This is a genomic window from Knoellia sp. B-D-2, assembly GCF_057714695.1.
The window spans coordinates 349,820-371,404 of the sequence record NZ_CM173189.1 but is presented as its reverse complement, the minus strand read 5'-3'; the positions used below and the strand labels follow the sequence as shown (position 1 = coordinate 371,404).

Below are 21,585 nucleotides of genomic sequence, written 5' to 3'. Positions count from 1 at the left end.
GATCGAGGCGAGACACGAATGAGCGACCTGCACGTCTACGACACCACCCTGCGTGACGGTGCCCAGCAGGAGGGGCTCAACCTCTCCGTCGCGGACAAGCTCACCATCGCGTCGCACCTCGACGACCTCGGGGTCGGCTTCATCGAAGGCGGCTGGCCCGGGGCCAACCCGAAGGACACCGAGTTCTTCGCCCGGGCCGCCACCGACCTCACCCTCAAGAACGCGACGCTCGCCGCGTTCGGTGCGACCCGTCGGGCCGGGGGGGCCGCGGCCACGGACCCGCTCGTGCGGGCGCTGCTCGACAGCCAGGCCTCGGTCGTCACCCTCGTCGCGAAGTCCCACGTCGGTCACGTCGAGAGGGCGTTGCGGACCACCCGCGAGGAGAACCTCGAGATGATCCGCGACACCGTCTCGTTCCTGCGCGGTGAGGGCCGGCGCGTCTTCCTCGATGCCGAGCACTTCTTCGACGGGTATGCCGTCGACCGCGCCTACGCGCTCGAGGCGCTGCGCGCCGCGGCGGAGTCCGGCGCCGAGGTCCTCGCGCTGTGCGACACCAACGGCGGCATGCTGCCGAGCCGCATCGGTGACGTCGTCGCCGACGTCGCGGACGCCCTCGGTGTGGCCGGCGCGACCGGCACGGACACCCGCCTCGGCATCCACTGCCACAACGACACCGGGTGCGCCGTCGCGAACTCGATGGTGGCGGTCGACGCAGGCGCCACCCACGTCCAGGGCACCGTGAACGGCTACGGGGAGCGGACCGGCAACGCCAACCTCGTCACCGTCGTCGCGAACCTCCAGCTCAAGCAGGGCGTCCAGCTCATCGAGCCGCACCGGCTGCAGGAGTCGACCCGGATCAGCCACGCGATCAGCGAGGTGACGAACGTCCCGGCCTACAGCCGCCAGCCGTACACCGGAGCCAGCGCGTTCGCGCACAAGGCGGGGCTGCACGCCAGCGCCATCAAGGTCGACCCGGACCTCTACCAGCACCTCGACCCCAAGCAGGTCGGCAACGACATGCGGATGCTCATCTCGGACATGGCCGGTCGTGCCTCGATCGAGCTCAAGGCGCGCGAGCTCGGACTCGAGCTGGACCCGAGCGACGCCGCCGACAGTGCGCTCGTCCAGCGGGTGCTGGCCAAGGTCAAGGACCTCGAGCTGCGGGGCTACACGTTCGACGCGGCGGACGCGAGCTTCGAGCTGCTGCTGCGCCGTGAGGTCGAAGGTGCGCTCCCGGACTTCTTCGAGGTCGAGTCCTGGCGGGTCATCACGGACTCGCAGTCGCACGGCGACGCCCTGTCCGAGGCGACGGTCAAGATCACCACCGGCGGCAGGCGGGTCCTGCGCACGGGGGAGGGCAACGGCCCCGTCAACGCGCTCGACCACGCGCTCCGGCTCGCCCTCGCCACGGCCTACCCGGAGATCGAGCACCTCGAGCTCATCGACTACCGGGTCCGCATCCTCGACGCCGCGCACGGGACCGACGCGGTGACGCGGGTGCTCATCGAGACCAGTGACGGCGAGACCACCTGGGAGACCATCGGTGTCGCCGCCAACATCCTCGAGGCGAGCTGGGACGCGCTCGTCGAGAGCGTCACGTACGGGCTGCTGCGCGCGGCGGTGCCGGTGCGCTGACGGGGGAGCGCCCCCGCCGCGTGCCACGATGAGGGCATGGGCGGACCCGGCAGCGACCTCCTGGTCCCGCCGGGGCCGGGGCTTCCCGGCGGTCTGGTCATCGTCGCCGACGAGCTCGCCGAGCGGTTCTCCCGGTCCTCGGGTCCGGGTGGTCAGGGCGTGAACACGACGGACAGCCGCGTCGAGCTGTCCTTCGAGCCGGCCTCGTCGCGGTCCCTCTCCCAGACGCAGCGCGAGCGGGTCGCCGAGGTGCTCGGCCCCGTTCTCGTCAACGGCCGCGTCGTCATCGCGGCGTCCGAGTACCGCTCGCAGCTGCGCAACCGGTCCGCCGCGAGGGAGCGTCTCGGTGCCCTGCTCCGCGACGCGCTGGCGCCGGCACCGCCGTCCCGCAGACCCACGCGACCGACCCGTGGGTCGCAGCGTCGTCGCCTCGACGCCAAGAAGCGCCGCGGCCAGCTCAAGTCCGGCCGGGGCCGTCAGGGACCCGAGTGAGCCTGTCCCGAGGGCGTGCTCACGTGCGAACCGTCACCAGGTCGCGTCGAGAACGGTGAGGAGCCGCCGGCGCAGGACGTTGGAGCGTTGGGCGAACTCGCGCTGGCGCTCGACGTAGGCCGCCTTGCCGGCCGCCGTCTCGATCGGCACCGGCTCGACGTCGTGGCCGGAGAGGTCGTAGGGGGAGGCCTGCATGTCGAGCAGGCGGATCTCCCTGGCCAGGTCGAAGCAGTCCAGGGTGAGGTCGCTCGGCACGAGCGGTGAGAGCTTCGTCGCCCACTTGTACGTGTCCATCCCCGCGTGCAGGCAGCCGGGCTGCTCGAGCTCGACCTGGGCCTCGCGCGTGGGCTGAAGGATGTTGCGGGACACGGCGTCCGGGGTGAAGAAGCGGAACGCGTCGAAGTGGCTGCAGGCGATCTGGTGGCGCTCGACGACCTCGTCGGTGCCCGCCTGCCCCAACCGCAGCGGCACCTGCTCGTGGCGGACGCCGCCCTCCCCGGCGCGGTAGACCATCGCCCACTCGTGCAGGCCGAAGCAGCCCAGCCGTGCCGGGCGCGACACAGTCGCCTCCAGCAGCCGCCGTACGAAGTCGACCGCCTGTCCCCGTGCTGCCAAGAACGACTCGACGTCGAGCTCGACGGCCTTGCCCACCGCGCGGTAGTGCCGCCACGACGCCCGTTCCAGCGCGGTCGCGCCCCCGAGACGCACCCCGGCACCCGGGTGCCACCGGCGCAGCCGGCTGGGCGTCACGGAGTAGTAGCGGAAGAGGAAGTCCTCGACGGGGTGGGGCACGCCGCGGTCCCGGCGGGAGAGGTGCCCGGCCGTGACGACGTCGACGCGCGCGGCGTGGGCGGCCTCGAGGCCCGTCCACGTCTCGCGGTCGAGGAGGGTGAGGACCGGCGACATGACCGGACCAGCGTAGGTGAGCGGACCTCCTCCGAACCGCCACCGGACCGGTCACGGTGTGCGACGATCCGCGGAGGTCTGCACCGTGGCAGGCCGTGAGCGCCCGGGAGCCCCAGTCATGCGTCGAATTATCACCGTCCTCCTCGCGATGTTCATCGCCCTCGTGGCCCCGTCCGCGGCCGATGCGTCGCCCGGGCGTGGGGCGGCCAATGCCACGAGCTGGTACCTCGCCCTGGGTGACTCGCTCGCCGCCGGCTACCAGCCGGGCGTCGGCGACGACCGCACCGGCGGCTACGTCGGCGGCGTGCTCGACGCCCTCCAGGACACCGCGCCGAAGGCCAAGCTGCGCAACCTCGCCTGCTCCGGCGCCACGACGGCGTCGATGCTCGGCACCGACCGCTGCTCCTACGAGCAGGGGTCGCAGGTGGCCGAGGCGGTCGAGTTCCTCCGCGCCCACCGGGGCAAGGTCGACCTCGTCACCATCGACATCGGCGCCAACGACGTCACCCCCTGCGCACGCCCGAGCGTCAACCTCGCGTGCGCCCTGGCCGCCGTCGGCACCGTCGAGGCCAACCTCACGAACATCCTCGGCCAGCTGCGCGCCGCCACCGGTCCGGACACCGAGATCATCGTCCTCAACTACTACAACCCGTTCCTCGCCGCGTGGCTGACCGGACAAGCCGGCCAGCAGGTCGCCGCCATGACCTCCGGCCTCCAGGCCCTCCTCAACGGCGCCGTGTCCAGAGCCGCGGCCACGGTGGGTGCCGACGTGGCCGACGTCGCCACCGCGTTCCGGTCCACGACCACCACGCCGGTCGCCACTGCGTTCGGGACGATCCCGACCAACGTCGCGACGATCTGCGCCTGGACGTGGATGTGCACGAGGAACGACATCCACGCCAACGACGCCGGGTACGCCGTGCTGGCCACGACGGTCGCGGGCCGCATCGGCTGAACCCGTCGCCTCGTGTGCCTGAGCGCGAGCCAGGGCTCGCGCTCAGGCACACGAGGCAGGGGTCCTACAGTGAGCCCGTGCGCATCGCGAGATTCACGACAGGTGAGGACCCGGCATACGGGTTGGTCGACGGAGCCGGCGAGAAGATCGCCGCGATCACGGGCGACCCGCTCTACCAACGGATCGAGCTGACCGGGGCGACCCACCTCGTCGAGGACGTGCGCCTGCTCGCACCGGTCATCCCGCGCAGCAAGGTCATCGGCATCGGCAGGAACTACGCCGAGCACGCCAAGGAGATGGGTGGCGAGGCCCCGGCCGAGCCGCTGATGTTCCTCATCCCCAACACCGCGGTCGTGGGCCCGGGCGACCCCGTCGTCATCCCGGGGTTCGCGCGGGAGGTCAGCTACGAGGGCGAGCTCGCCGTCGTCATCGGCCGCCTCGCCAAGGACCTGTCGGTCGAGGAGGCGCTGTCGTCGGTCTTCGGCTACACCGTCGCCAACGACGTCACCGCGCGGGACCTGCAGCGGGGCGACGGCCAGTGGGCGCGCGCCAAGGGGATGGACACGTTCTGCCCGCTCGGCCCGTGGATCGAGACCGACCTCGACCCCGGCGCCTGCCGGATCACGACCCGACTCGAGGGCGAGGTCGTCCAGGACGGTCCGACCTCGGACATGGTCCACGGCGTCGCCGAGCTCATCGCCCACGCCTCCCGGGCGTTCACGCTGCTCCCCGGTGACGTCATCCTCACCGGGACCCCCGCCGGCGTCGGTCCGGTCGTCGCGGGTCAACGCGTCGAGGTCGAGATCGACCAGATCGGCACCCTGAGCAACCCCTTCGTCAGCGCTGAGTGACGGTCACGGCATGGGCGGCACTCGCCGATTCGAGGGGTGCGCCACTACGGTCGGGTTGTGAGTGACGAGAACCTGACCAACGAAGAGCCCGAGCAGCCGACCTTCTCCGACCTCGGTCTGGACGACCGGGTGGTCCGAGCGCTGAAGGACATCGGCTACGAGACCCCCTCCCCGATCCAGGCGATGACGATCCCCGGCCTGCTCGCCGGGCGGCACGTCGTGGGGCTGGCGCAGACGGGGACGGGCAAGACCGCCGCCTTCGCGCTGCCGATCCTCAGCCGGCTCGACCTCAAGCAGAAGACGCCGCAGGCCCTCGTCCTCGCCCCGACCCGTGAGCTCGCGCTCCAGGTGTGTGAGGCCTTCGAGAAGTACGCGTCGCGCATGCCCGGCGTCCACGTCCTGCCGGTCTACGGCGGCCAGGGCTACGGGGTCCAGCTGAGCGCGCTGCGCCGCGGGGTCCACATCGTCGTCGGCACCCCCGGCCGCATCATGGACCACCTCGAGAAGGGCACCCTCGACCTGTCGGAGCTGCGCTTCCTCGTGCTCGACGAGGCCGACGAGATGCTCAAGATGGGCTTCGCCGAGGACGTCGAGACGATCCTCGCCGACACCCCGGCGGAGAAGCACGTCGCCCTGTTCTCCGCGACGATGCCCTCGCAGATCCGGCGGATCTCGAAGAAGTACCTCACCGACGCCCTCGAGATCACCGTCGAGCGCAAGGCGACGACGACGCCCAACATCACCCAGCGCTACCTCATCGTGTCGTACCCGCAGAAGGTCGACGCCCTGACGCGCATCCTCGAGGTCGAGAACTTCGAGGGGATGATCGTCTTCGTCCGCACCAAGAACGAGACCGAGATGCTCGCGGAGAAGCTGCGCGCCCGAGGGTTCTCGGCCGCCGCCATCAACGGCGACGTCGCCCAGGGGCAGCGCGAGCGGACCGTGGCCCAGCTCAAGTCGGGCAAGCTCGACATCCTCGTCGCCACCGACGTCGCGGCCCGTGGCCTCGACGTCGAGCGGATCAGCCACGTCGTCAACTACGACATCCCCACCGACACCGAGTCCTACGTGCACCGCATCGGCCGCACGGGCCGCGCCGGCCGCAGTGGCGACGCGATCTCCTTCGTCACGCCGCGCGAGCGCTACCTGCTCAAGGCGATCGAGAAGGCGACGCGCACGACCCTCACCGAGATGCCGCTCCCGACGGTCGAGGACATCAACGCCACCCGGCTCGTCCGCCTCGACGACCGGATCACGACGGCGCTGGGCTCGAGCGAGCTCGACGAGTACCGCGACGTCATCGCGCACTACGTCCGTGAGCACGACGTCCCGGAGGCCGACGTGGCCGCCGCACTGGCGATCGTGCTCCAGGGCGACGAGCCGATGCTTCTGGAGCCCGAGCCGACGCGCCCCCCGCGGCGCGACCGGGACGACCGCGGACCCAGCCGGGACCGCGACGACCGCGGCGGCGGCAGGTTCGACCGCTCCGGTGGTGGCGCGCGGGGCGAACGCGGGTCGCGCGGGTCGTCCGGGCCGATGGCGACCTACCGGATCGCCGTCGGGCGCCGGCACAAGGTCGAGCCCCGCCAGATCGTCGGCGCGCTGGCCAACGAGGGCGGTCTCGGCCGGCAGGACTTCGGCCACATCGACATCCGCGCCGACCACTCCCTGGTCGAGCTGCCCGCCACGCTCCCGCCGGGCACCGAGGCGAAGCTGCGGGCGACCAGGATCTCGGGCCAGCTCATCGAGCTCACCGAGTCGCGCGAGCGCAGCAGCCGCCCGGAGAAGAAGCCGCACCGCAAGGGTCCGCGCGACTGACCCACACGTCCACCCAAGGTGGGCCGAGGGTGTCGTATCCGGGGGAGCCCGTTCGTGGAGAGGATGAACGACACCACAGGCGCCACCCGGGCCGCCGGTCGCTCACCCGGAGGAGAACCACCATGACCCACTACCTGCTCTCGGTCCACGGCTCCGTCGACGACGAGATGCCCGCCGACGACGTCGTCCAGGAGATGTACGCGACCGTCGGTCGCTTCAACGACAAGGTCCGCGAGGCCGGCAAGTGGGTCTTCGCCGGCGGCCTCGAGCCGATCACGACTGCCACGACGGTCGACGCGACCGGTGAGCGCCCGACCGTCACCGACGGGCCGTTCCTCGAGGCCAAGGAGTACCTCGGCGGCTTCTGGGTCATCGAGGCCGCCGACCTCGACGAGGCCCTCCAGTGGGCCAAGGAGGGCTCCGCCGCGTGCGGCGGCCCGGTCGAGGTCCGCCCCTTCAACCCAGCCTGACCCACGCGTGAGCTCCGAGGACCCCTCGCCCGCTCTCGGCGCGGACGCCGTCGCCACGGTCGTGCGCACCGAGTACGGCCGGGTCGTCGCCGGGCTCATCCGCCGCTACGGCGACATCGGCCTCGCCGAGGACGCGCTCGGTGAGGCGATCGTCATCGCGCTCGAGCGCTGGCAGCGTGACGGTGTCCCACCCAACCCCGCCGGGTGGCTCACCACCACGGCGAGCCGCAAGGCGCTGGACCACCTGCGGCGCGAACGCGTCCGGGACGAGAAGTACGCCGAGGCCGCCATGCTCACCGACGACACACCCCCGGAGCCCACCGGCCCGGTGACCGACGACCGGCTCCGGCTCATCTTCACCTGCTGCCACCCCGCCCTGGCCGAGCCGGCGCGGGTCGCGCTCACCCTGCGCCTGCTCGGCGGGCTCACCGTCGCCGAGATCGCGTCCGCGTTCCTCGTGCCCGAGACGACGATGGCGCAGCGGATCACCCGGGCCAAGGCCAAGATCGCCAAGGCGCGCATCCCCTACCGCGTCCCGGGCCCCGAGGACCTGGCCGACCGCCTCGACGCGGTCCTCGCCGTGCTCTACCTCGTCCACAACGAGGGCTACCTCAGCCGGGGCGGGGAGTCCGCCGACCGGGAGGACCTCGCCCTCGAGGCCATCCGCCTCACCCGGGCACTGCGGTCCCTGGCCGGTGAGATCGGCTCGCCGCCGGAGGTCGACGGGCTGCTCGCCCTCATGCTCCTCAGCCAGGCCCGGCGGCCCGCCCGCATCGACGACGCCGGCCGCCTCGTCACGCTCGACGAGCAGGACCGCACCCGATGGGACGCGGGGCTCATCGACGAGGGGCACGCTCTCGTGCGTGAGTGCCTGCGGCGCGGGGCCCCCGGCGCGTACCAGATCCAGGCCGCGATCCAGGCCGTGCACACGGACTCCCTCGACGTGTCGCTGACGGACTGGGGGCAGGTCGTGGCCCTCTACGACCAGCTCCTCCGGGTGCGCCCGTCGCCCGTCGTCGAGCTCAACCGGGCGGTCGCCCTCGCCGAGCTCGACGGGCCACAGGTCGCGCTGGCCGTCGTCGACGGACTCGACCTCACGGCATACGCACCGTGGCACGCCACCCGCGCGGACCTGCTCCGCCGCCTCGGCCGGGACGACGACGCCGGACGTGCGTATGCCGCCGCGATCGCGACCACGCCGAACCCCGCCGAGCGTGCGTGGCTGGCCTCACGACGCGACCGCCTCGGTCAGGGGTGGGGCGAGGGCCCGGGGACTCCCTAGACTCGGGGCACCATGAGTGAGCAGCCCCCCACCGCAGCCAGCAGCCCCCGACTCCGCGTCGCCCCGTCACCCACGGGTGACCCGCACGTCGGCACGGCCTACATGTCGTTGTTCAACCTCGCGTTCGCGCGCCAGCAGGGCGGGCGCTTCCTCCTGCGGATCGAGGACACCGACCGCGCGCGGTTCCGGGCGGACAGCGAGCAGCAGGTCTACGACACGCTGCACTGGCTCGGGCTGACGTGGGACGAGGGCCCCGACCTCGGTGGGCCGTTCGCCCCGTACCGCCAGAGCGAGCGCCTCGACACCTACCGGCCCTACGTCGAGCGGCTCCTCGCCGACGGCAAGGCCTACCACTGCTGGTGCTCCGGCGAGCGGCTCACCCAGATGCGCGAGGTGCAGCAGAAGACGAAGCAGCCGACCGGCTACGACCGGCTCTGCCACGGCAGGACGCGTGAGGAGCGGGCCGAGCTGCCGGGCTTCAGCGAGACGCCGGTCGTGCGCATGTTCATCCCGGAGGACGCGCCGCTGACGTTCGACGATCTCATCCGCGGCACCGTCTCGGCCCCGCGCCCGGACGACCAGGTGATCCTCAAGGCCGACGGCTTCCCGACCTACCACCTCGCCGTCGTCGTCGACGACCACGAGATGGGCATCACCCACGTCGTGCGCGGCGAGGAGTGGATCAGCTCGACGCCCAAGCACGTGCTGCTCTACCAGTGGCTCGGGCTGGAGCCGCCGAAGTTCGCGCACATGCCCCTGCTGCGCAACACCGACAAGTCCAAGATCTCCAAGCGCAAGAACCCCGCTGCGCGGCTCACGTGGTTCCGGGAGGAGGGCTACCTCCCGGAGGCCCTCGTCAACTTCCTCGCCCTGCTGGCCTACCCGCCGGTGCTCGAGGACGATGGCACCGAGCGCGAGGTCTTCACCTTCCGCGAGTTCAGCGACGGCTTCGACTGGAAGAAGGTCAACCCGGTCGGCCCGATCTTCGACCTCAAGAAGCTCGACTGGCTCAACGGGGTCTACCTGCGCGGGCTCGAGGCGGGTGACTTCACCTCGCGGCTGCTCCCGTTCCTCGAGCGCGACGAGGTGCTCTCCGGCAACCCGTCCCTCGGCGAGCTGGGCCGGCTCAAGGCGGTCGCCGCGCTCATCCAGACCCGTATCGTGCACCTCACCGAGGCCTCGGCCATGGTGCGGCCCTTCTTCGTGGCCGACGACGCCCTGGAGATCGCCGACGACGCCCGCGCCCAGCTGAAGGACGACGCCGGCGACGTGCTCGACGCCGCCGCTCGCGCCCTCGGCGACATCGACGACCACGGCACCGGTGTCCTCGGCACCGACAGTGGCTGGAACGCCGAGGCCATCGAGGCCGCGCTGCGGTCCGCGGTCGTCGACGGGCTCGGCATCAAGCCCAAGTTCGCCTTCGGTCCGCTGCGCACGGCGGTGTCGGGCCAGCGGGTCAGCCCGCCGCTCTTCGAGTCGATGGAGATCCTCGGCAAGACCTCGACGCTGACCCGGCTGCGGGCCCTGCGCGACTCGCTCTGACGCCCCGAGGGGCCGGACTGTCGGGCGATTTGGGCGCGAGGAGGTCGGACGGTAGTATCGCTCCTCGGTTCACCGGTGCAGGTGGTCCTCGGACCACAGCTCCAGTGATACCCCCTTGGGGTATGGTGTAATTGGCAACACTACGGTTTCTGGTACCGTCATTCTAGGTTCGAGTCCTGGTACCCCAGCAAGGTCAATGTCCCTGTGGCATAGGCTAATTCGAAGATCTCACCGTTCTGCGGTAGTCTTCAACCGCTGTTCGGGCTCGACCCGACCAGCACGGCTAGGGCCCCGTTGTGTAGCGGCCTAGCACGCCGCCCTCTCACGGCGGTAGCGCGGGTTCGAATCCCGTCGGGGCTACCAGCACTGAAGTCCCCGTCACCTCACCGGTGACGGGGACTTCTGCATGTGCCGGGTGCTCGGCGGCCGGACGGTCAGGCGGAGTGCTGCTCCTCGGCGGTCTTCGCGTGGCGGGCGAGGACCTCGGTGAGCTTGTTGGCGCCGGCGATGACGGTGGCGGCGTGGAGCCGGCCGGGCTGGCGCGACAGCCGCTCGATGGGACCGGAGATGGACACGGCGGCGATGACCCGGCCGGAGGGGGAGCGGACCGGGGCGGAGACGGACGCGACGCCCGCCTCACGCTCACCGACGCTCTGGGCCCACCCGCGACGGCGCACGCCCGACAGGGTGGTCGCGTTGAACGCGGCGCCCTGGAGCCCGCGGTGCAGGCGGTCCGGCTCCTCCCAGGCGAGGAGGACCTGGGCCGCGGAGCCGGCGAGCATCGTCAGGCTCGCGCCGATCGGGATGGAGTCGCGCAGCCCCACGGGACGCTCGGCGGCCGAGACGCAGATGCGGTGCTCGCCCTGGCGGCGGAAGAGCTGGGCGCTCTCGTTGGTGTGGTCGCGCAGCGCGCCCAGAACCGGGCCCGCGGCCGCGAGCAGGCGGTCCTCACCCGCCGCGGCGGCCAGCTCACCCAGGCGCGGTCCGAGCACGAAGCGCCCCTGCATGTCCCGTCCGACGAGGCGATGGTGCTCCAGGGCCACTGCGAGGCGGTGGGCCGTCGGGCGGGCCAGGCCGGTGGCCGTGACGAGCTGGGCGAGGGTCGAGGGGCCGGCTTCGAGGGCGCTCAAGACGATGGCGGCCTTGTCGAGCACGCCGACGCCACTGGTGTTGTCCATGTCTTGATACTGCCGTCCCAAGCCGTGAGACGCAAGTCCCCGCGTGTGGAGCGCGTGCGAACCTCGGAAGGAGCGACGTCGACCGTGCTGCGCGCGGCGACGACACAGACCCGTTTCCTGGAGGTGTTGGCCGTGGGCAGGACCCTGGCAGAGAAGGTGTGGGACGCGCACGTCGTGCGTCAGGGCGAGGGCGAGCCGGACCTGCTCTACATCGACCTCCACCTCCTCCACGAGGTGACGAGCCCGCAGGCCTTCGACGGGCTGCGGCTCTCCGGCCGACCGGTGCGCCGCACCGACCTCACCCTGGCGACCGAGGACCACAACGTCCCCACCACCCCCGGCCCCATCACCGACCCGATCAGCCTCACCCAGGTGCACACGCTCCGGCGCAACTGCGAGGAGTTCGGCATCCGGCTCTACCCGATGGGGGACGCCGAGCAGGGGATCGTGCACGTCGTCGGCCCGCAGCTCGGGCTCACCCAGCCGGGCATGACGGTCGTCTGCGGTGACAGTCACACCTCGACCCACGGCGCGTTCGGTGCGCTCGCGTTCGGCATCGGCACGTCCGAAGTCGAGCACGTGCTCGCCACCCAGACGCTCCCGCTCAAGCCGTTCCGCACCATGGCCATCACCGTCGACGGCGAGCTCGCCGACGGCGTCTCGTCCAAGGACATCGTGCTCGCCGTCATTGCCAAGATCGGCACCGGCGGCGGTCAGGGCTACGTCCTCGAGTTCCGCGGCAGCGCGATCCGAGCCCTCTCCATGGAGGGGCGGATGACCGTCTGCAACATGTCGATCGAGGCCGGCGCCCGCGCCGGCATGATCGCCCCGGACGAGACGACCTTCGCGTACCTCGAGGGCCGTGACCACGCGCCCCGCGGAGAGGACTGGGATGCCGCAGTGGCCAGCTGGCGCGAGCTGCACACCGACGAGGACGCCGAGTTCGACGCCGAGGTCGTCATCGACGCCTCCGAGCTCACCCCGTTCGTCACCTGGGGGACCAACCCCGGGCAGGGTGCGCCGTTGAGCCACAGCGTGCCGGACCCGGCGACGATGGACGACACCGAGCGCCAGTCCGCCGAGCGGGCCCTCGAGTACATGGGTCTCGTCGCCGGGACGCCGTTGCGCCGAATCGCCGTCGACACCGTCTTCGTCGGCTCGTGCACCAACGGCCGGATCGAGGACCTGCGCGCCGCCGCCGCCGTGGTCAAGGGGCGCCGGGTCGCCGACGGTGTCCGCATGCTCGTCGTGCCGGGGTCGGCCCGGGTACGGCTCCAGGCCGAGGCGGAGGGCCTCGACACGGTCTTCACCGAGGCGGGCGCCGAGTGGCGCCTCCCCGGATGCTCGATGTGCCTCGCGATGAACCCCGACAAGCTCGCTCCGGGGGAGCGCAGCGCGTCGACGTCCAACCGCAACTTCGAGGGCCGCCAGGGCAAGGGTGGTCGCACCCACCTCGTCAGCCCGATCGTCGCCGCCGCCACCGCGGTGCGCGGCACGCTGTCCAGCCCGTCCGACCTCGAGCCGCTCGTGCCGGCCGCCGACCTCGCCCGCCAGGAGGCCTGACGTGGACGCCTTCACGACCCACACCGGCACCGGCGTCCCGCTCCGACGCAGCAACGTCGACACCGACCAGATCATCCCCGCGGAGTATCTCAAGCGGGTGACCAAGTCCGGCTTCGAGGACGGCCTGTTCGCGGCCTGGCGCAAGGACGAGACCTTCGTCCTCAACGACCCGACGTATGCCGCGGGCTCGATCCTCGTCGCCGGTCCCGACTTCGGGACGGGCAGCTCGCGCGAGCACGCCGTCTGGGCGCTGATGAACTACGGCTTCCGGGTCGTCATCTCGTCGCGCTTCGCCGACATCTTCCGCGGCAACGGCGGCAAGGCCGGGCTGCTCACGGCGCAGTGCAGCCAGGACGACGTCGAGCTGCTGTGGAAGCTGCTCGAGAACGAGCCGGGGACGTCGGTGACCGTCGACCTCGAGAGCCGGACCATCACGGCCGGCGACGTCGTCGCGGCCTTCGAGGTCGACGACTACACCCGCTGGCGCCTGCTCGAGGGCCTGGACGACATCTCGCTCACGCTGCGTCACGAGCCGGACATCACGGCATACGAGCAGCTCCGACCGACCTGGAAGCCCGTCACCGGCTGACCGTCCGCCCACGACACGCCGTGTGGGAGTGGGGAGTTCGCGCCGCCGAGCGCGTCCATTCCTGTGACGCATGTGACTGGTGTGACTCCGAGGCCCGCGGTCCCGCTGCGGTGAGCAGGGCATGCCGCTCGGTCTGTTTCTCGTGAGAGCCGTTGCGGCACAGGAGAACTGGTGAGCCAGCCCCTTCCGTGGCGCCGCGACCTTGGCCACTGCACGGCCCACGGTGGCGAGTGCGGAGCCGGTCCGAAACTCCATGTGGGACAACGGAAACCGACCAAGAGGTGATGGACTCACCTGCCGGCTCGGCCTACCGTCGACTCCAGGACAGGCACTCGTCTGGCCACACACATCGTCGGGTCGGTCCCGGCGGCAGACCGATGGAGAGACAGTGAACAAGGGAGAACTCGTCCGGGAGCTCGAGAAGCGTCTCGGCAGCCGCAAGGCAGCGACCGAGGCCCTCGATGCGGTCCTCGACACGATCGTCCGCGAGGTCACCAAGGGTGGCAAGGTCGGCATCACCGGCTTCGGCACGTTCGACCGGGCAGAGCGCGCCGCGCGCACCGGCCGCAACCCGCGCTCGGGTGCCAGCGTCCGCATCCCGAAGTCGAAGGCGCCCCGCTTCCGCGCCGGCGCTGCCTTCAAGGCGTACGTCAAGAAGCCCTCCACCCTTCCCAAGGCGTCCCCGGCGGCCCAGCGCGCGAGCGCCGGCACGGCGGCCACCAAGGCGGCCGCGCCCGCCAAGAAGGCCGCCACCGCGACGAGGACGGTGGCCAAGAAGGCGAGCACCACCTCGACGGCTGCCGCCAAGAAGGCGACCACCGCCGCGTCGACCGCCACCAAGGCCACGGCCAAGAAGGCGAGCACGGTCAAGGCGACGGCGACCAGGACGGCGACGAAGGCCACCAAGGCGACCCCGGCCAAGGCCGCCGCCAAGAAGGCCCCGGCGACGAAGGCGGCCGCCACGTCGGCGCGCAAGACCACAGCCGCCGCGACGCCGGCGAAGAAGACCGCGGCGAAGACCGCGACCACGAAGACGGCGGCCAAGAAGGCCCCGGCGGCGAAGAGCACCGCGAAGACCGCGGCGAAGAAGTCGACGGCGAAGAAGTCGACGCGCTGACGCGTCCTGCACCGCAGAAGGGCCGGCGCCTCGCGGTGCCGGCCCTTCTCGCTGCCCGCGGGTCAGCCGATCGTCTCGCCGGGGCCGATCCCGACGATCCACACCCGCGTCACGCTCGTGCCGTCGGCGGCGACGTCGACGCTGACGCGCTGCCCGGGCCGCACGTGGCGCAGGGCGCTCCCGGCGAAGACCTCGGCCGGCCAGGACACGACCCGGCCGTCGTCGAGCAGCGCGGAGCCGGAGCCGTCCTCGGCGAAGGTGTGGATGCTCGCTTGCACGCTCCGACGCTATCGTCCGAGAGCCGCGAGGGTGCGCGGCCCGACCGAGAGGTTCGCCAGGGCGTGCCGCAGCGACACCTCGTCGTCGACGTCGTGGCGCAGGCCGGGCAGGTCGAGGTCGAGCCGCCGGTGGCCGAGGGCGAGGTGCCGGGCGGCGCTGCCGGGACCGAACGCCGGCGCCGGGCCGGCTCGCCCGCTGGCCCCGAGCAGGGCGGTGCCCGTGCCCTCCGCGTCGGGGACGAAGAACGTGTCGTGACGGGAGCCCTCGTCCAGGACCGCGACCAGCTCGGCCTCGGTGAGGCCGGGGTGGTCGCCGAGCAGGATCGCGACCGACCCCGCCCCCTCGGCCCGCGCCGCACGGACGCCCGCGGTGCAGGCGGCGTCCAGACCGCCGCCGGGGTCGCCGACCACGGTGAACCCCGCCTGCGCCGCGTAGGCCTTCTCGTCCGGGTCCGAGGTCACGACGAGGACGCCGGTCGGCCCGACGGCGCGCGCGGCGACGGCCAGGGTGTCGCGGACGATGGCGGCGACGAGGGCGCCGTCGTCGAGGGAGCGCCGCAGCCGCGACTTCGCGTCGAGCCCGCCCTTGACGGGGACGACGAGGCGCCAGCCGGTCACGCTGGGAGACTCCATGGACCGATCCTCCACCGACGGCCCGGCAGGCTCGACAGCACCCCCGGCGGCGACCAAGATGCAGGCAGACCGCTCGGGGCCGCGCGACGATGCCGCCCGCCGTTCATCGACGAAAGGCCCGCATGAGAGTCGGACCGCGCCACGCGCCGCCGGCATACCGGTTCGTGGTGACCGTCCTGCGGCCGTTGCTCATGGCCCTGACCCGGCGGGACTGGACCGGGGCCGAGCACCTCCCGCGCGGCCGCGGCTTCGTCGTCGTCTCCAACCACATCTCGCACGTCGACGTGTTCGTGCTCGCGCACTTCCTCAACGACTCCGGGATCGTGCCGCACTTCCTCGGCAAGGTGGAGGTGTTCGACCTCCCGGTGGTCGGGGCGATCGTGCGAGCGGCCGAGCAGATCCCCGTCCACCGCGAGACCGGGCAGGCCTCGGACTCCTACGCCGCGGCCGTCGAGGCGATCCGGGCGGGCCAGTGCGTCGGGATCTACCCGGAGGGGACGCTCACCCGCCAGCCCGACCTCTGGCCGATGCGCGGCAAGACGGGCGCTGCCCGCGTGGCGCTGGAGACCCGGTGTCCCGTGGTCCCGGTCGCGCAGTGGGGCGCCCAGGAGATCCTCGCGCCCTACGGCCGCCGGCCGCACCTCCTGCCGCGGCACACGATGCGGCTCCGGGCCGGCCGGCCCGTCGACCTCGGCGACCTCTACGACCAGCCGGTCACGGCCGAGGTGCTCGCCGAGGCGACCGAGCGGATCATGGCGGCGCTCACCACCGAGCTCGAGGTGCTGCGCGGCGAGCAGGCGCCGCCCGGTCGCTACGACCCGCGCACGCACGGGCTCACTGTCACCGGACCTCCCCGGGCGGCGACCCCGACGGAGCGTTCCGGCCCCCGCGAGCGTGAACTACCCCCACAATGGGCCGACGGACCCGATGGCCCCGACGACGGTGAGGACCACACGTGACGACTGCAGCGGTGTTCGGGACGGGCAGCTGGGGGACGGCCTTCGCGGCCGTCCTCGCCGATGCGGGCACCGACGTCCGCATGTGGGGGCGCCGGTCGGAGGTCGTCGACGCGATCAACGCCGGGTGCAACGACGAGTACCTCCCCGAGCTCCTGCTGCCGCAACGCATCTCGGCCACGTCCGACCCAGAGAAGGCCGCGGCCGGCGCGGACATCATCGTCCTCGCGGTCCCGTCGCAGACCCTGCGCGCCAACCTCGCGACGTGGGGCTCGGTCCTGCCCCGGGACGCCACGGTCGTCTCGCTCATGAAGGGCGTCGAGCTCGGCACGACCAAACGCATGAGCGAGGTCATCGCCGACGCCGCCGACATCGACGCCGGTCGCATCGTCGTCGTGTCCGGCCCCAACCTCGCCCGCGAGATCGCCGTCAAGCAGCCGGCCGCCAGCGTGGTCGCCGCCACCGACGAGCGGGTGGCGCAGCGAGTCGCGGACGCGTGCGCCGCGGCCTACTTCCGGCCCTACACCCACACCGACGTCATCGGGACCGAGATCGCCGGCGCGACCAAGAACGTCATCGCCCTCGCGGTCGGCATGGCCGAGGGGCTCGGCATGGGCGACAACTCCAAGGCGTCGATCATCACCCGCGGCCTGGCCGAGACGACCCGGCTCGGGACGGCGCTGGGCGGGGACTCGGTCACCTTCGCCGGGCTCGCGGGCATCGGGGACCTCATCGCCACCTGCATGTCACCGCTCTCGCGCAACCACAGCTTCGGGGTGCGGCTCGGTCAGGGCATGGCCGTCGACGAGGTCGTCGCGGTGACGAAGCAGACCGCGGAGGGCGTGAAGTCCTGCACGTCCATCCTCGACCTGGCCAGACACCACGGCGTCGACGTGCCGATCATCGAGCAGGTCAACGCGATGATCACCGAGGGCAAGTCGGCCCAGGACGTCGTCGGCGCGCTGCTGTCCCGGCCGCGCAAGGCCGAGACCGGCTGACCCGCCCCGGCCGCCCAGCACGCCGGCCCGGCCGCCCGGCCGGCGCCTCAGACGGTGCCGAGCGCCGCGTCGAGGTCGCGCCACAGGTCGTCGACGTCCTCGATGCCCACGGACAGCCGCAGGAGGTGGTCCGGCACGGCCTCGGGCTCGCCGGGCTGGCGGCGGCGCCGCTCGATCTGGCTCTCCACCCCGCCCAGGCTGGTCGCGTGCACCCACAGCCGCGTCGCCGCGGCGACCCGCTCGGCGGCCGCCGCGTCGCCGGCGACGTCGATCGAGACCATGGCGCCGAACCCCGGGTAGCGCACCCGCTCCACCCCGGCATGGCCCGCGAGCCGGTCGGCGAGCACCCGGGCGTTCGCGCTCGCCCGCTCGAGCCGCACCGAGAGCGTGCGCAGCCCCCGCAGCGCCAGCCACGTCTCCATCGGCCCCGCGATGGCCCCGTGCATCTGGCGGTGCCGCCGGAGCCGTTCGTGCAGGGCCCGACCGGCCTCCGAGCGGCCGGTCACCGTCGCACCGAGGAGCAGGTCGCTGTGGCCCGACAGGTATTTGGTCACCGAGTGGACGACGACGTCGGCGCCGAGGCCGAGCGGCTGCTGGAGCAGGGGCGTCGCGAAGGTGTTGTCGACGACGACGAGCAGTCCCCGCTCGTGCGCGGCCGCGGCCAGCCCCGCGACGTCGGCGACGTCGAGGAGCGGGTTGGTCGGCGACTCGACCCACAGCATCGCCGCGCCGTCGAGGGCGCCGACCACGGCGTCGGTGTCGGTGACGTCGACGGGCGTGACGACGACCTCGCCGGCCTCGGAGCGGTCGGCGAGGGTGGCGAGGGTGCCGTTGTACGCGGCGGTCGGCACGACGATCCGGCCACCGTGCGGCACGAGCGACAGGGCGGCGGCGACGCCGGCCATGCCGGAGGCGAAGACGAGGGCGTCGCCGTTCTCGAGGGACCCGAGCGCCTCCTCGAACGCCGACCAGGTCGGGTTCCCGACGCGGCCGTAGCTCACCGCGCCGTCGGCATGGTAGGTCGAGCTCATCGTCAGCGGCGCGCCCACCTGCTCGCCGGGGGCGGACGGCATACGACCGAGGGACACGAGGCGGGTGGCTGGGCTGAGCTCGACGTCTTCCACACCGGCGAGCGTATGCCGCCCGCCCGCGCCTGCGGGATAGGGTCGCTGGCGATGAACACCGAGAACACGCCCAGCGAGGTCGCCGCAGGTGCAGGACCCGACGGGGCGCCGCGCCGGTTGCGTGTGGCCCTCGTCTTCGGCGGCCGCTCGTCGGAGCACGCCGTGTCCTGCGCCACGGCGGCGAGCGTCATGTCGGCCCTCGACCCCGAGCGCTACGACGTGCTCCCGATCGGGATCGCCAAGGACGGCAGCTGGGTGCTCGCGGCCAACGACCCCGAGCCGCTGCGACTGGCACCGGGTCACATCCCCGAGGTCGACGCGTCCGCCCCGAGCGTGCTCCTGCCGATGAGCGCCACCGCCCGCCACCTCATCGTCCACGAGGCCGGGCAGCCGCCGCGCGAGCTGCACGAGGTCGACGTCGTCTTCCCGCTGCTCCACGGTCCGTTCGGCGAGGACGGCACCATCCAGGGGATGCTCGACCTCGCCGACGTCCGCTACGTCGGGTCCGGGGTCACGGCGTCCGCGGTGATGATGGACAAGCACATGATGAAGGTCGTCTTCCAGGCCGCCGGGCTCCCGGTCGGGCCCTACGCCGTCATCACCGACCGCGAGTGGCGGCGCGACCCCGCGGCCGCCCTCGACGCCGTCGGCGCGCTCTCCTACCCCGTCTTCGTCAAGCCCGCCCGGGCGGGCTCGAGCATGGGCATCTCCAAGGTCGACGGGCCCGAGGGCCTGCGGGCCGCCGTCGAGGCGGCCCGCGAGCACGACCCCAAGGTGGTCGTCGAGCAGGGCGTCGTAGGGCGCGAGATCGAGTGCGGCGTCCTCGACGGGCACGGCACCGACGCCCCGCGCACCAGCCCCCTCGGCGAGTGCATCGTCGTGCGGGGCCACGCGTTCTACGACTTCGAGGCGAAGTACCTCGACGACGACGGCATCCGCCTCGAGGCCCCGGCCGAGGTCTCACCCGAGGTCGCCGAGCAGATCGCGCAGATGGCGGTCACGGCGTTCACCGTCGCCGGCTGCGAGGGGCTCGCGCGGTGCGACTTCTTCCTCACCGAGGACGGTGAGGTGCTCCTCAACGAGATCAACACGATGCCCGGCTTCACCCCGAGCTCGATGTACCCGCGCATGTGGGCGGCCGACGGCCTGACCTACCCCGAGCTCATCGATGAGCTCATCTCGCTCGCCATGGAGCGCCGCGTCGGCCTGCGCTGAGCGTGCCGGTCAGCTGCAGGCGAGCGAGTTCCGCGGCAGCCGCTCGGCCGCCTCGGTGAAGGCGGGCAGCAGGAGCGGCTCGGGAGCGTAGGCCCGGGGGACCAGCACCTCGACGGCCGGGTCGCGGCCGAAGGTGGTGAAGCGTGTCCCGTCGCTGAGCGGCTGCGCCACCCAGCCCATGCCGTCGACCTCGATGCAGTCGGCGGTCGTGGGTTCGAGCGCGGGCACGCCGCACCGGGCGATGATCGCCGGGTCCCCGTACGCCGCCCCGGCGCTGGCATCGCTCACCTCGCGCCGCTCCTGTCCGCCGGCTGTGGCCGGCCAGGCACCGCTGACCGCGCGGCACACCTCGCCGGTCGCCAGGGGGGTGGGGGAGACCTCGACGGTGGACGAGCACCCCGACAGCGCGACGACGGCGGTGGCGCCGAGCACCACCGCCGTCGACCGCGTCCGGGAACGCACGCTCAGACGTGCACCACCGTGCAGGTGAGGGTCCGGGTGATGCCCTCGACCTCCTGGATCTTGGCGATGACGAGCTTGCCGAGCTCGTCGACGGTCTCGGCCTCGACGCGGGCGATGCAGTCGTAGGGACCGGTGACGTCCTCGGCGAGAGCCACTCCCGGGATCGCCGCGATCGCCTCGGCCACGGCCGCCGCACGACCGACCTCGGTCTGAATCAGGATGTAGGCCTGGACCACTGGGTGTCACCTCACTGTCAGGGAGCGGCTCTGTGCGCCGCTCCGCCCGAGTCTTGCTGGTCTTGGTCGACCGTCACCGGGGGCGACGGTGTCTGCACGGTACCGTGCCGGTGGTCCGCACGTCTCGAGTGGTTCAAGGAGGTGGCTGCGTGGTGCCGCGCACGACGCTCGCCTCGGTGAGCGAGTCCGACCTGCTCGGGCAGATCCTGCCGATGTTCGGTGAGAGCCCGTATGCCGGCGCCGGCGTCCTCGTCCCGCCCGGGGACGACGCGGCGGTCATCAACGCCCACGGCTCGGTGGTCGTGACGACCGACTCGATGGTGCGGGGGCGCGACTGGCGCGACGACTGGTCCAGCGGGCACGACGTCGGGGTCAAGGTCGTCGCGCAGAACGTCGCCGACGTCGCGGCGATGGGCGCCGTGCCCACCGGACTGCTCGTCTCGGTGGCGGCCGACCCCGCGACCGAGCTCGACTGGCTGATCGACCTCACCCGGGGCATCGCCGCCGCCGCCGAGGACGCGGGCTGCCCCGTCGTCGGTGGAGACCTCTCGTCGGCGCCGAGCGGGGTGGTCGTCGTCGGCGTCACCGCGTTCGGCGACCTGCAGGGGCGCCCGCCCGTGCTGCGTTCTGGCGCGCGGCCCGGTGACGTCGTCGCCGTGGCTGGGTCGCTCGGGTGGTCGGGGGCGGGCCTGGTGCTGCACGAGGAGGGGCGCGAGGACCCCATCACCGGCGAGGGGCCCGGGCCTGACCTCAGCGAGGTCGACACGGCGGTGTCGCTGCTCCTGTGGTTCCACCGGTCGCCGCGCCCCCCGTGGGAGTCCGGGCCGCTGGCGGCGCGGGCCGGCGCGACCTCGATGATCGACCTCTCGGACGGGCTCGTCCGCGACGGCGCCCGCATCGCCACCGCGAGCGGGGTGGAGCTCGCGCTCGACGAGCAGGCGCTGCGCCGAGACTTCCTCGCCGGACCGATCGAGGTCGCCCTCGGAGCGGACGCCGGCTGGCCGCAGGTCCTGGCCGGGGGCGAGGAGCACTCGTTGCTCGCGACCTTCCCCGAGGGCGAGGTGCCCGAGGACCCGTCGGCACCCTGGACGGTCATCGGCACGGTCCTCGCCGCCGGGCCGGAGGGGCCCCGGCTCACCGTCGGGGGAGCCGTGCCGGGCGTGACCGGCTGGGACCACTTCGCCGGCTGACCGGCATACGCCGTGCCGTGACGTGCCGGTTGGCTGGCAGGCTTGCGTCCGCAAGGGTGGTCGGGTTTCTGACCAGGGTTGCGGACGCACGCGTA

Annotated in this window: 22 protein-coding genes and 2 tRNA genes; 17 read left to right on the top strand and 7 right to left on the bottom strand. The window is 72.5% G+C overall.

The genetic code is table 11. The features are described 5' to 3' along the window. Nucleotides 1–18: 18 nt before the first annotated feature. Both cimA and arfB read left to right on the top strand, forming a co-directional pair. A complete protein-coding gene (gene cimA, locus AC3EU2_RS01765; protein ID WP_488178028.1) occupies nt 19–1,635 on the top strand; it encodes a citramalate synthase in 1,617 nt (538 codons plus the stop codon). Nucleotides 1,636–1,671: 36 nt separating this feature from the next. After that, nucleotides 1,672–2,127, top strand: a complete 456-nt coding sequence (gene arfB, locus AC3EU2_RS01760; protein WP_488178027.1) for an alternative ribosome rescue aminoacyl-tRNA hydrolase ArfB — start codon at nt 1,672–1,674, stop codon at nt 2,125–2,127. A 33-nt stretch (nt 2,128–2,160) separates the two neighbouring features. On the opposite strand, the gene AC3EU2_RS01755 is transcribed toward arfB, so the two are convergent. Continuing rightward, nucleotides 2,161–3,033: a 3-methyladenine DNA glycosylase gene (locus tag AC3EU2_RS01755; RefSeq protein WP_488178026.1), complete on the bottom strand. Its 873-nt coding sequence runs from the start codon at nt 3,031–3,033 to the stop codon at nt 2,161–2,163. A gap of 118 nt (nt 3,034–3,151) precedes the next feature. Between AC3EU2_RS01755 and AC3EU2_RS01750 the strand changes: the two genes are divergently transcribed. The 8 genes from AC3EU2_RS01750 to AC3EU2_RS01715 all read left to right on the top strand — a co-directional run bounded on the left by AC3EU2_RS01750 (nt 3,152) and on the right by AC3EU2_RS01715 (nt 10,314). After that, nucleotides 3,152–3,988 (top strand): SGNH/GDSL hydrolase family protein, encoded by an 837-nt coding sequence (locus AC3EU2_RS01750; RefSeq protein ID WP_488178025.1) that lies wholly within the window; start codon nt 3,152–3,154, stop codon nt 3,986–3,988. Between the two features lie 77 nt (nt 3,989–4,065). Beyond that, complete coding sequence (locus tag AC3EU2_RS01745; protein WP_488178024.1) at nt 4,066–4,839, top strand: fumarylacetoacetate hydrolase family protein; 774 nt, start codon at nt 4,066–4,068, stop codon at nt 4,837–4,839. 57 nt (nt 4,840–4,896) lie between these two features. Further along, a complete protein-coding gene (locus AC3EU2_RS01740) occupies nt 4,897–6,657 on the top strand; it encodes a DEAD/DEAH box helicase (protein WP_488178023.1) in 1,761 nt (586 codons plus the stop codon). A gap of 122 nt (nt 6,658–6,779) precedes the next feature. Further along, nucleotides 6,780–7,127 (top strand): YciI family protein, encoded by a 348-nt coding sequence (locus AC3EU2_RS01735; RefSeq protein WP_488178022.1) that lies wholly within the window; start codon nt 6,780–6,782, stop codon nt 7,125–7,127. A gap of 7 nt (nt 7,128–7,134) precedes the next feature. Further along, the gene (locus tag AC3EU2_RS01730) at nt 7,135–8,409 is read left to right on the top strand and encodes an RNA polymerase sigma factor (RefSeq protein ID WP_488178021.1); all 1,275 of its coding nucleotides are present in this window, start codon (nt 7,135–7,137) and stop codon (nt 8,407–8,409) included. Nucleotides 8,410–8,421: 12 nt separating this feature from the next. Then, nucleotides 8,422–9,951: a glutamate--tRNA ligase gene (gltX, locus tag AC3EU2_RS01725; protein ID WP_488178020.1), complete on the top strand. Its 1,530-nt coding sequence runs from the start codon at nt 8,422–8,424 to the stop codon at nt 9,949–9,951. Between the two features lie 116 nt (nt 9,952–10,067). Next, nucleotides 10,068–10,139, top strand: a tRNA-Gln gene (locus tag AC3EU2_RS01720). Nucleotides 10,140–10,238: 99 nt separating this feature from the next. After that, nucleotides 10,239–10,314 (top strand) — tRNA-Glu (locus AC3EU2_RS01715). A gap of 71 nt (nt 10,315–10,385) precedes the next feature. Here the strand turns inward: AC3EU2_RS01715 and AC3EU2_RS01710 are convergent. Then, nucleotides 10,386–11,129 carry an IclR family transcriptional regulator gene (locus AC3EU2_RS01710; protein WP_035932547.1) on the bottom strand — a complete coding sequence of 248 codons (744 nt, stop codon included), beginning with the start codon at nt 11,127–11,129 and terminating at the stop codon, nt 10,386–10,388. Nucleotides 11,130–11,261: 132 nt separating this feature from the next. On the opposite strand from AC3EU2_RS01710, the gene leuC reads away from it, so the two are divergent. The 3 genes from leuC (at nt 11,262) to AC3EU2_RS01695 (ending at nt 14,398) form a co-directional block, all read left to right on the top strand. Beyond that, a complete protein-coding gene (gene leuC, locus AC3EU2_RS01705) occupies nt 11,262–12,692 on the top strand; it encodes a 3-isopropylmalate dehydratase large subunit (RefSeq protein WP_488178019.1) in 1,431 nt (476 codons plus the stop codon). A gap of 1 nt (nt 12,693) precedes the next feature. Further along, nucleotides 12,694–13,281, top strand: a complete 588-nt coding sequence (leuD, locus tag AC3EU2_RS01700) for a 3-isopropylmalate dehydratase small subunit (protein ID WP_488178018.1) — start codon at nt 12,694–12,696, stop codon at nt 13,279–13,281. A gap of 388 nt (nt 13,282–13,669) precedes the next feature. Further along, on the top strand, nt 13,670–14,398 hold the full coding sequence (locus tag AC3EU2_RS01695; RefSeq protein ID WP_488178017.1) for an HU family DNA-binding protein: 729 nt from the start codon (nt 13,670–13,672) through the stop codon (nt 14,396–14,398). Nucleotides 14,399–14,460: 62 nt separating this feature from the next. On the opposite strand, the gene AC3EU2_RS01690 is transcribed toward AC3EU2_RS01695, so the two are convergent. Then, a complete protein-coding gene (locus AC3EU2_RS01690; RefSeq protein ID WP_488178016.1) occupies nt 14,461–14,676 on the bottom strand; it encodes a hypothetical protein in 216 nt (71 codons plus the stop codon). Nucleotides 14,677–14,685: 9 nt separating this feature from the next. Next, entirely contained in the window at nt 14,686–15,309 is a 624-nt protein-coding gene (cofC, locus tag AC3EU2_RS01685; protein WP_488178015.1) for a 2-phospho-L-lactate guanylyltransferase, read from the bottom strand. A 122-nt stretch (nt 15,310–15,431) separates the two neighbouring features. Between cofC and AC3EU2_RS01680 the strand changes: the two genes are divergently transcribed. After that, nucleotides 15,432–16,268, top strand: coding sequence for a lysophospholipid acyltransferase family protein (locus tag AC3EU2_RS01680; protein WP_488178014.1), 837 nt, complete (start codon nt 15,432–15,434; stop codon nt 16,266–16,268). Then, the gene (locus tag AC3EU2_RS01675; RefSeq protein ID WP_488178013.1) at nt 16,265–17,263 is read left to right on the top strand and encodes an NAD(P)H-dependent glycerol-3-phosphate dehydrogenase; all 999 of its coding nucleotides are present in this window, start codon (nt 16,265–16,267) and stop codon (nt 17,261–17,263) included. Before AC3EU2_RS01680 ends, AC3EU2_RS01675 begins: the two co-directional genes overlap by 4 nt. A 47-nt stretch (nt 17,264–17,310) precedes the next feature. Here AC3EU2_RS01675 and AC3EU2_RS01670 read toward each other — a convergent pair whose 3' ends face one another. After that, on the bottom strand, nt 17,311–18,387 hold the full coding sequence (locus AC3EU2_RS01670) for a trans-sulfuration enzyme family protein (protein ID WP_488178012.1): 1,077 nt from the start codon (nt 18,385–18,387) through the stop codon (nt 17,311–17,313). A gap of 51 nt (nt 18,388–18,438) precedes the next feature. Here AC3EU2_RS01670 and AC3EU2_RS01665 point away from each other — a divergent pair, with 51 nt between their 5' ends. Further along, nucleotides 18,439–19,602 (top strand): D-alanine--D-alanine ligase family protein, encoded by a 1,164-nt coding sequence (locus tag AC3EU2_RS01665; RefSeq protein ID WP_488178011.1) that lies wholly within the window; start codon nt 18,439–18,441, stop codon nt 19,600–19,602. A gap of 9 nt (nt 19,603–19,611) precedes the next feature. Here the strand turns inward: AC3EU2_RS01665 and AC3EU2_RS01660 are convergent, their stop codons facing one another. Both AC3EU2_RS01660 and AC3EU2_RS01655 read right to left on the bottom strand, forming a co-directional pair. Beyond that, complete coding sequence (locus AC3EU2_RS01660; RefSeq protein ID WP_488178010.1) at nt 19,612–20,064, bottom strand: DUF3515 family protein; 453 nt, start codon at nt 20,062–20,064, stop codon at nt 19,612–19,614. A gap of 2 nt (nt 20,065–20,066) precedes the next feature. Further along, nucleotides 20,067–20,300 carry an Lrp/AsnC ligand binding domain-containing protein gene (locus AC3EU2_RS01655; protein ID WP_035951055.1) on the bottom strand — a complete coding sequence of 78 codons (234 nt, stop codon included), beginning with the start codon at nt 20,298–20,300 and terminating at the stop codon, nt 20,067–20,069. 149 nt (nt 20,301–20,449) lie between these two features. Here AC3EU2_RS01655 and thiL point away from each other — a divergent pair, with 149 nt between their 5' ends. Next, nucleotides 20,450–21,490, top strand: a complete 1,041-nt coding sequence (gene thiL / locus AC3EU2_RS01650) for a thiamine-phosphate kinase (RefSeq protein ID WP_488178009.1) — start codon at nt 20,450–20,452, stop codon at nt 21,488–21,490. The last annotated feature ends 95 nt before the right edge of the window (nt 21,491–21,585 follow it).

Bases quoted from the DNA above. Each gene is read 5' to 3' on its own strand.
- AC3EU2_RS01755 (WP_488178026.1), bottom strand. From the start codon at position 3,033: ATGTCGCCGGTCCTCACCCTCCTCGACCGCGAGACGTGGACGGGCCTC.
- gltX (WP_488178020.1), top strand. From the start codon at position 8,422: ATGAGTGAGCAGCCCCCCACCGCAGCCAGCAGCCCCCGACTCCGCGTC.
- AC3EU2_RS01665 (WP_488178011.1), top strand. From the start codon at position 18,439: ATGAACACCGAGAACACGCCCAGCGAGGTCGCCGCAGGTGCAGGACCC.
- cofC (WP_488178015.1), bottom strand. From the start codon at position 15,309: ATGGAGTCTCCCAGCGTGACCGGCTGGCGCCTCGTCGTCCCCGTCAAG.
- AC3EU2_RS01735 (WP_488178022.1), top strand. From the start codon at position 6,780: ATGACCCACTACCTGCTCTCGGTCCACGGCTCCGTCGACGACGAGATG.
- cimA (WP_488178028.1), top strand. From the start codon at position 19: ATGAGCGACCTGCACGTCTACGACACCACCCTGCGTGACGGTGCCCAG.
- AC3EU2_RS01750 (WP_488178025.1), top strand. From the start codon at position 3,152: ATGCGTCGAATTATCACCGTCCTCCTCGCGATGTTCATCGCCCTCGTG.
- arfB (WP_488178027.1), top strand. From the start codon at position 1,672: ATGGGCGGACCCGGCAGCGACCTCCTGGTCCCGCCGGGGCCGGGGCTT.
- AC3EU2_RS01710 (WP_035932547.1), bottom strand. From the start codon at position 11,129: ATGGACAACACCAGTGGCGTCGGCGTGCTCGACAAGGCCGCCATCGTC.
- AC3EU2_RS01680 (WP_488178014.1), top strand. From the start codon at position 15,432: ATGAGAGTCGGACCGCGCCACGCGCCGCCGGCATACCGGTTCGTGGTG.